At 46.6% G+C, this 9,758-nt stretch carries 1 protein-coding gene; it reads left to right on the top strand.

All coding sequences use genetic code 11. The features are described from left to right. Window positions 1-21: 21 nt before the first annotated feature. The coding region (locus tag IEN92_RS08880; RefSeq protein WP_216162903.1) for an S-layer family protein at window positions 22-9,758 on the top strand (9,737 nt) is incomplete at its 3' end.

The raw sequence follows: 9,758 nt of genomic DNA, 5'->3' as shown, positions 1-9,758 counted from the left end.
GCTTTAGTAGCGAATACGGGTATGCCAATAGCTAATGTGATTTATGACACTACTAGAGGTACCAGGGCTTCTAATATTACTGGTGGAGCACTTACCTTCACTACATCAGTAGGTTCGGTTATTAACTACATTGCCAGATCATCAGGATCTGTCATTGATCCCGATGCAATCGGCACATCAAGCGCATCCTTGCCTGGTTATGTGCTGCTCGATAACACCTTTGGTTGCACCGGTACAGGCTGCACGCCAGTAAGCGGCTTTATTAACCCTACCACTAATAATTTGGCTACATTAGCAACAGCTTCAAACGTTGGCATCGGTATTAATAACGCTATTTATGCTACTGGCAATATCGTGATCAATGGTGTGTCAAGCAACTCTTCTGGTGTGAACTATTCCGCAGCAATTAGAACTACTGGCGGAGCAATTACCATCACGGGAAGCTCTACCGCTAATTTCGGAATTTACGCTAGCAATGCTGCGGCAGTGATGAGCGCAACCAATGCTACATCTGGTGTAATTGCATTGAATGGCCACTCGACTGCGGTAAGTGGTCAAGCGATAAATACCGTAGCATCTGCAACCATTACTGGCGCTGCTGGTGTTTACTTAACCGGCCTAGGCTCTAGTGGCAATATCACTACTAGTGCGCTTATTCAGAATTCTGGGGCTACTGGTGGCGTGATTGTTGATGCTGTTGGTAACGTTAGCCTTGCTGGTGTTACCAACTCTGGTGCCGATGGCATTCGGATTACAGCTGGCGATGGTATAGCCGCAGGAACAACTACAGGCGGTAATGTTACAGCCGTTGGCACTATTACCAATACCGGAGGAGTGGTGGGCATTTCTATGGCTGCTCCTGAGAATGCAGCCTGTACTACTGGTTGCACAATCGCCAATGCCATCGGCATTACCACTGCTAATGCCGATGCCACTAAGAACATCTCTTACGGCATTTTGGGGGGTGCACTTGTAAAGGCCTCAGGCTACGTCAGCGGCAACTTTATTAACTATCGCCAGAAGCTCACGAATACTCTGGCTATCTCTGTCACCCTGAATTCTAATTACTCTGCAGCTTATGGCACAGGCTATAACTCAGCCTCTGCCAATGCATGGTTGCAGGCTAACTCGACTGTGAGCTATACAGGTTCTATTACTGCGAGCTTTGGTGTGACTACGACATCATTGACATACGTTAAATCTGTGCTGATGTTTAGCCCGACAGTAGGGGGTACTACAGCCTCAAATGGTACTAATGCGAATGCAGCCCAGACTAATACAGCTCTTACCGCAGCTAGCATATCGGCAACAGATGGTTCAGCGGTCACTTTAGTGCCAGCAGGGCGGACTTTTTCCATTACACCAGCTGTATTGGGTATTAGCGTCAGCGGTGTCTATAACGGTACTAGTTCATTCACAAATCAAAACGCCACCATCGTCACTTCAGGTCTAGCATCATGGGATACCGTGACTAACGTGACGGTGAGTGCAGCAAATGCTAATACTGCAGGCGCCTACGTTACAGCGGTCGCCGGTACCGCAACTGGTGTCAATACCTTCTCGTCACTCAATTACTTAATCAATAGTGCTTACAACGGTACTTTAACTAGTGGCTTACCAGTTAGCGCATCACAAAGCGCGGCAACCAATAGAGTCGCTATTACTCCAGCACCATTAGGCGTCACTATTAATGCTGTTTATACCGGTACTACTACAGTAACTCCAACAGCATTTACTGTTACTGGTTTAGTCAATAGCCAAACGATCAGTAGTATTAGTGCTGCAACGATCAATGCAATCAATGTGGCGGCCAATAACAGCAACTACGTCACAGCAATTACTCTTGGCGGTGGCACAGCCTCTATCAGCAACTACGTTATTAATCCTGCCTACAACACAGTTAGTAGTAATACCCAAAATACCGTTACGCTGACACCAAAAGCATTGACCGTGACGGGCATTACTATCGCCGCCAAGACTTACGATGGTACGAAGAGTGCTACTGTGAGTGGAGGCTCCTTGGTTGGCGTGGCAGCAGGAGACCTAGCTAATGTGACCCTCGCACAAACCGCTACTTTTGTTTCAGCTAATGCGGCCAATAACGTACCCTTAGTCATGGTAGATAGTATTTCAGGTTCTGCTAGTGGCAATTACACCTTAATACAGCCTACAGGCATTACCGCAAATATTGCGCAAAAGGTTCTGACGGTAGGTGGAACAACAGTTGCCGCAAATAAGGTTTATGACGGCACTACCGCAGCTACGATTACTGGCGGAACCTTGGTTGGTGTGGTTACTACCGACCTTGCAAACGTGAATTTAATTCAGTCTGGTAGTTTTGTGCAGAGTAACGTGGCTAATGCAATTAGCGTCAGAATGAGCAATACCCTGACTGGACCTGCATCAGCAAACTATGTTCTGACTCAGCCAGCCAATGTGACTGCCAATATCACGCCAAAAGCACTAACTGTGACTGGCACTACTGTTGCGAACAAGGTTTATGACGGATCAACGGCAGCGACAGTTACTGGCGGTACTTTAGTGGGCGTTCTGAGTGCAGATGCAGCGAATGTGACTTTAACAAAGGCCGGTAGCTTTAATACTGCAAATGCGGGAACAGGCATTGCAGTCTCCATCACAGACAGTATTAGCGGCAGTGCTAGTGGAAATTATTCATTAACGCAGCCTGCAGGTATTACTGCCAATATCACTCCTGCGCCATTGGGTATCACTCTAGCTGCTGTATATAGTGGCTCAACCACTGTTACTCCGACATCATTCACGCTGACTGGCTTGGTCAATGGTGAAACTATTAGCGCTATCTCAAGTGCTAACGTAGCTAATATCAATGTCGCTGCTAACAGCAGTAACTTTGTGCGTTCCATTGTCATTGGCAGCGGAACAGCGCTAGCAAGTAACTATGCATTCAACACTGCTGCCAGTACAACCTCAGGCACAGGCTTAAATACCGTAACACTGTCTACCAAAACATTGACTGTCACTGGCACCTTGGCTGATTCAAAAGTTTATGACGGCACAACCAGCGTTAACGTTTGGGGTGGGTCCTTGGCAGGAGTAGTGGGTGGTGATGTAGTAATCCTCAAGCAAGCTGGTACATTCAATAGTGCTAATGTGGCTTCAGCGGTAACTGTATTGGTAAGCGATAGTATTTCTGGCGCGTCTAGTGCTAACTACACCTTGGTTCAGCCTACCGGGGTTACCGCAGCGATTACACCCAAGACCTTGACTGTCAGCGATGGTACTGTTGCCCACAAAACTTATGACGGCACTAATAATGCAGTTTTAACTGGCGGGTCATTGATTGGTCTTGTGAGTGGCGACGCTAGCAAGGTTACCTTAGTTCAGGCTGGTACTTTCTCATCACCTAACGTCAGTAACGGCATCATCATCATTGTGAATGACTCCATTACGGGTGTTGCAGCAAGTAACTATCGCTTAATTCAGCCAACTGGTATTACAGCAAACATTACACCAGCTATGCTGGGCATTCAGGTGGTAGGTGTGGCTAATGGCACAAATAACATTACCCCAATTTCTTATACGATTAATGGCTTAATTGGTGGTCAAACTATTACTGGATTAAGCAGCGTCACTGTCAGCAGCTCAAGTATTGGTAGTAATGGTAGTAATTTTGTCACTGGCATTGTGATTTCTGGTGGAACTGCGTTAGCAACAAACTATACATTTGCTCCAGCCTACAGCGCTACATCAGGTATCGGTCAAAATATTGCAACCCTAGTAGCCGCAAGTCAAAAAGTATTAACAGTCGTTAATACCTCTGCAGTGACCAAGGTTTATGACGGCACTACTGCAATCACTATTACAGGAGGTACTTTAGTTGGTTTAAGTGCTGGTGATGCTGCAAATGTTACCTTAGTGCAATCCGCCGTTCTAAGTAGCGCTAATGTCAGCAGCACCGCCTCTGTAATCATCAATAACACCATTACTGGAGCATCGGCTGCTAACTACATTTTGGTTCAGCCAAGCGGTATTACGGCTATCGTCACTCCAGCGCCACTTGGAATCACCATTACTGCTGAATATAGCGGTACAACTTACGTCACACCGAGCGCCTTTACGCTAACAGGCTTAGTAGCAGGGCAGACTATTACAGGGCTCTCTAGTGCAACGGTAAATAATGCGAACGTTGCTAATAATGGTAGCAACTATGTGACTTCGATTGTGAGTAGCGGTGGCACCGCATCACTCAGCAACTACAGTTTGAACTCTGTTTACAACGCAGCTGCTGGCAATACCAAAAACGTTGCAACAATTACTGCTAAAGCATTAACTGTAGGTAGCGGTTCAGTTGCTGCCGATAAGGTGTATGACGGAACGACTTCTGCAACAATTACTGGCGGTTCACTAGTTGGCGTCATCGGTTCAGATATTGTTAATCTAAGCCAGGTAGGTACATATGCACAGAGTGCAGTAGGCAATGCTATTGCAGTGACTGCAGCCGACACACTGAGTGGTGCATCTGCCTCTAATTACTCGATTATTCAGCCTACTGGCCTTACTGCTAGCATCACCCCTAAGGTATTGACCGTGACCGGTGTCGCAGTCAGCAATAAGATCTATGACACCACTACGGCAGCTGTGGCAACCACAGGTACGCTAGTAGGGTTGGTCAGTGGCGATGCAAGTAAGGTCACCTTGACGCAGACCGCGAATTTCTCAAGTGCTAATGTTGGTAATAGCATCCCTGTCACGGTGTATGAGAGCATTACCGGTACTGCTGCTGCAAACTACACCATTACTCAGCCTAGCGGCTTGAGTGCCAATATCACGCCTAAGTCATTAACTATTACCGGCACTATGGTTGCTGACAAGGTGTACGACGGCACAACTGCCGCTACTGTAACCGCAGGTACATTGGTCGGTCTAGTGGCCACGGATTCAACGAACGTAACATTCACTAAGGCTGCTACCTTCAGCTCAGCGAATGCTGGAAATGCCATAAGCATTGTGATGAACGATAGTATTAGTGGTTCAGCAGCTGGTAACTACACCTTAACTCAGCCTGGTGGAATTACTGCCAATATCACACCTAAAGCTTTGACAGTTACTGGCACAACTGTTGCCAATAAAGTTTATGACGGTAATACAACTGCTGCAATTTCTGGTGGTAGCTTAGTTGGGGTAATTTCTGGCGATACTGTTGGCTTGACACAGGCTGGTAGCTTCAGTCAATCGAATGCTGGTACAGGGCTTGCAGTAACGATTGCTGATGCATTAACCAATAATGCTGCTGGTAATTACACGCTCACCCAGCCAACTGGATTTGCTGCCAACATTACACCAGCCCCAATTACCGTTTCAATCGCTAGTCAAACGAAGGAATATGACGGTACTGCTGCAGCTAGCTTAGTTGCAGGCACTAGTGTTAATGCTGGTAGCTACACCATTAGTGGATTTATCAGCGGGCAGGGGGCTTACATTAATCAAGCTAATGCGGTTTACAACAGTGCAAACGTCGCTAATGCCACAACCGTAACTGCTTCATTAAGCCCAAGCAACTATATTGCCACAGGCAGTACCAATCTATCAAACTATACATTGCCAACATTCGTAAGCGCAACTGGAGTCATCACACCGGCCACATTAACGATGACTGCAAATGCGTCAGCTAAATTCGTAGGCCAGTCAGACCCAGGTTTTACTTACAGCTTATCCGGACTCAAAGGTGCTGATACCTCCAGCGTACTCAGCAATGCTAGTGTTACACGTCCAGCTGGTGAAGTAGCTGGAGCTAGCTATACCTTAACCCCAAGTGCAACCGCAGCTAACTACACAATTGTTCCTGTAACTGCGAGCTTCTCGATCATGGCGCAAGGCCAGTTACTCATTAAGGTGGGAAATAGCTCAGTAAGCTATGGAACACTAACGAGCAGCAATATTGCAGGCTCTATTGGCGTATCTGCATCCTATTGCAATATCGGTGCTAATTGCTCATTGCCTGCATCCATCATTACCCTGAATGTAGTATCTGGCTCGGCAACCAATACTTGGGTTGCTACGGATAGCAAGCCCGGCTCAACACAGGGTAATTACACTCTCACTATTACACCGCCAACATTGACGGCAGCGAATAGCAGCTCAGGTGGCTATTTGAATGTTGGTAGCTACACATTTACACCGTCAACTACAGTAGTGACTAATCCTGGTTTCTCAACCAACTATGCCACTGGTTACCCAATTCTGATCGTTCCAGGCACGATCTCGATTACCCCATTGACATTGAGCATTACGGCGCCTACACAAACTAAGGTTTATGACGCAACTACAGCAATTTCTAGTAAGACTCTGACGCCAAGCAATGTGATTACTGGCGATCAATTGCTCGTAAGTGCTTCTGGTGCTTATGCCAGTGCTAATGCAGGAACTGGACTGTCCTACACGCTCAATAGTGTTGTGATTAGTGGTTCCGATGCTGCTAACTATGCGTTTGGTAACACTATTAGCGGCACAAACGGTGTTATTACTAAAGCGAACTTAACCATCACTGGAGCAACGGTTGCCAATAAGACTTATGACGGTACTAATGCAGCTAGCTTTAGTGGTGGCACATTAAATGGTGTCATTAGTACTGATAGCGCTAACTTAAGTGTTACTCAAGCTGGTACATTCAGCCAGATCAATGTCGGCAACAATCTAGTAGTGACTGCTGCCGATGTTTTAACTGGTTCGGCTGCAGTGAACTACACCTTAACTCAACCAACAGGCTTAATAGCCAACATTACTCCTAAGGCATTGACTGTCACAGGTACTGCCGTTACCAATAAGATCTACGATGGTACAACTACTGCAACAGTGACTGGCGGTAGCTTGGTTGGAGTTGTGGGTAGCGATACTGTTAGTCTTAATCAAGCAGGTTCATTTAGCTCATCTAATGTTGGCACTGGACTTGCCGTTACTATTGCTGATACTTTAAGTAATAATAGTTTGGGTAATTACACGCTCACTCAGCCAACAGGATTTACGGCCAATATCACTCCGAAGGCCTTGACAGTCTCTGGAACTACCGTAGCCAACAAGGCTTATGACGGCACAAATACTGCTTCAGTAAGCGGCAGCAGCCTCGTTGGAGTCATTGGTGGGGATGTTGTAACGATCAATTTAGCGGGAACATTTAGCCAGGCAAATGCTGGTAATGGCTTGGCAGTCACTATCGCCAATTACCTCACTGGAACTGCAGCGGGTAACTACACCTTAACTCAGCCAACTGGCTTAACAGCGAACATTACGCCTAAGGCATTGACTGTGAGCGGTACAACCGTTGCCAATAAGGTCTATGACGGTAGCAATGTAGCTATAGTGTCTGGCGGCACTTTGGTAGGCGTAGTAGCCGGAGAGAACATTGGTCTTACACAGGCTGGAACCTTTAGTTCTGCCAACGTGGGTACTGGCTTAGCGGTCACTATTGCAGATAGCTTGAGCAATAATGCTGCTGGCAATTACACGCTGACACAGCCCACTGGATTTACGGCCAACATTACGCCTAGAGCTTTAACAGTTTCTGGCACTACCGTTGCCAATAAAGTGTATGACGGCGCTACAACAGCAACTGTTTCTGGTGGATCATTGGTTGGTGTAGTCGGTAGCGATGTCGTAACGCTTTCACAGGCGGGTAACTTTAGCCAAGCTAACGTCGGTTCAAGTCTGGCCATTACTATTGCAAACACCTTGGCTGGGTCTGGATCTAGCAACTACACCTTAACTCAGCCAACTGATCTTACTGCAGACATTACACCGAAAACATTAACTATCACTGGTGCGACAGCCGCCAATAAGGTGTATGACGCCACAACTTCCGCGATCCTATCTGGCGCCTTGAGTGGAGTCGTTAGTGGTGACGTTTCCAATATCACATTAACTCGTGCAGGTGACTTTGGCCAAGCCAATGTTGGTAATGGCCTGGCAGTTACTGCGGCATATACCCTTAGCGGTAGCGCTGCCGGTAACTACACACTGACACAGCCAACAGGCCTTGTTGCTAATATTACAAGTAAGACGGTTACTGTGACTGGCACCACTGTAGCTAGCAAAACATACGACGGCACTAACGTAGCAACTATCAGTGGCGGTGTCTTGAATGGCATTGTTAGTGCTGATGCTGCAAGTATTACGTTTACCCAGGCTGCTACATTTAGCCAGGCAAACGTTGGCAATAATCTTGTGGTGACTGTGGCTGATGTATTAGCAGGCTCAGCAGCAAGTAACTATACGCTCACTCAGCCAACAGGATTAACAGCGAGTATTACTCCGAAGGCTCTTACTGTTACTGGTACATTAATCGCCAATAAGGTCTATGACAATACAACTACCGCATCGATTTCTGGTGGAGCATTAGTTGGTGTTGTTGGTAGTGAAAATATCACCTTAAATCAAGCGGCCTCATTTAGTCAGTCAGATGTTGGCAATGGTTTGGTAGTCACTGTTGCTAATACGTTGAACAATAATAGCCAAGGTAACTACACGCTGATTCAGCCAACTGGCTTTACAGCTAACATCACTCCGGCGCCAATTACTGTCACTATTCATTCGCAAACAAAGGTTTATGACGCGACTGACACAGCAGTTCTAACTGCCGGAACCGCTCTAACATCAGGTAGTTATGTTGTGGGTGGCTTTGTTAGTGGTCAAGGTGCTTACATTAATCAAGTGAACGCAATATATGACAGTGCCAATGTTGCAAATGCTTCCAGTGTCAGCACCACCTTAACTTCGGCTAATTATGTAGCTATTGGCTCTACTAAGTTATCGAACTACACATTACCGCTCACTGTTAGTGGGGCTGGAGCGATCACACCAGCAACATTAACTATGACTGCTAATGCTGCAACGAAGTTTGATGGCCAGCCTGATCCATTGCCATTTACCTATACATTGACTGGTTTAAAGGGTGCAGATACCAGTGCTGTACTTATTAATCCAATCGTTACAAGAGATTCTGGTGAGGTTGCTGGTGCTTCTTACACCATCACACCAAGTGCCACTGCAGCGAACTACATTGTTAATCCAGTTGCAGCAATCTTTACCATTGTCCAAAAAGGGCAGTTGCTCATTAGTATTGGCAATAGTTCCGTGACTTATGGGACATTAACTGCCGCCAATATTGGTACTTCTATCCCTGTATCTGCATCCTATTGCACTATTGGTGCCGACTGCTCTATACCGAGCTCAATCGTCAATTTGAATGTTGTACCTGGCAATACTGCAAACACCTGGATCGCAACGGATAACCGAATTGGCGCAGATCAAGGGCAATACACCTTAACAACCAGCGCTCCAGTCTTTACAACTAGCAATAGTAGTGCTGGCGGATTCCTAAATGTTGGTAACTATACATTCGCGCCGTTGCCAACAGCTAGCACTACACCTGGTTATGTAACAAACTATGTCACTAGCTATCCAATTCTGACTGTTAGCGGAACTATTGCTATTACACCTTTGGCGCTGACTTTAAATACATCGAGCCAAACAAAGGTCTATGACGGCACTAACGCGATTGTTGCCAAGGCGCTTGCCGCGACTAATGCGATTGCAAACGATCGACTGACCATTACAGGTTCGGGTGCCTACACAAGCGCTAGCGTTGGTACAGGATTGTCCTACGCTTTAAGCAGTATTGCTATTAGCGGGGTTGATTCAGGTAACTATTCGTTCTCAGGTCAAGTTACTGATACTAATGGCGTGATCACAGCCAAAGTGCTCACCGTTACAGGAGCATCGGC

It is taken from the genome of Polynucleobacter sp. MWH-Creno-3A4, from assembly GCF_018881885.1.
Taxonomy (GTDB): Bacteria; Pseudomonadota; Gammaproteobacteria; order Burkholderiales; family Burkholderiaceae; genus Polynucleobacter.
The sequence above is the reverse complement of the archived record's forward strand: the minus strand, read 5'-3'. Positions and strand labels throughout refer to the sequence as shown.